Source organism: Streptomyces sp. MBT65, from assembly GCF_016612545.1.
In the GTDB taxonomy this organism is placed as follows: Bacteria; Actinomycetota; Actinomycetes; order Streptomycetales; family Streptomycetaceae; genus Streptomyces.
Map to the genome: position 1 here is coordinate 1 of NZ_JAENRY010000732.1, position 580 is coordinate 580.

General features: G+C 70.9%; 1 protein-coding gene. It reads left to right on the forward strand.

Going from position 1 to position 580, the window contains the following annotated elements; all coding sequences use genetic code 11:
• Window positions 1-68: 68 nt before the first annotated feature.
• Window positions 69-580 (forward strand): hypothetical protein (locus tag JHN63_RS51865; RefSeq protein WP_200692050.1); only part of this gene is annotated, 512 nt, incomplete at its 3' end.

A 580-nucleotide genomic window follows, 5' to 3' on the forward strand; every position in this document is an offset into this window, starting at 1 on the left:
CCTCATAGCATCCTGACTTTTGATCAACCCCGTTTGCGGGCGGCGGAGAACGGGGCGGGGTGCGGGGCGTGAAGGTGTGGGCGGGGTACTGGTGGGAGGCGGTGTGCGCGCTCGCCGTACCCATGGCGATCCAGGTCGGCTTGCGACTCTGGGATCAGGGCGGCGCCTGGAGGGCGGCGGGCGAGATTGCTGCGACCTGGGCCGCCGTCACCGTCGTATGGGCCGCGGTGGCATGGCTTTCGCTACGACACCGGGCGCGCGGGTCGGGCATCACCCTCGCCCCCGACGCCCTGGCCGCCCACCAGACCCGCCAACTCCACGTCCTACGGCCCTCGGTGGGCTGGCCCGACCGGATACGCACGGAACTGAACTCGTCGCCCCGCGCCTCCGTCACCGCGGAGAAGGGGAGCGAGGAGATCTGGTTCCACTGGCGCCCGGGACGCCGTAACCGCACGGTCTGGGATTCGATCGCCATTGACGAGGGGGCGGGGACGGTCCGGCTCGATCTGCGGGCGAGCGGGGTGTACACGGGGTCTTCGGGGTTGCGGCGGGGGGTGGCTTTTGTGGCGCTGTGTCAGGT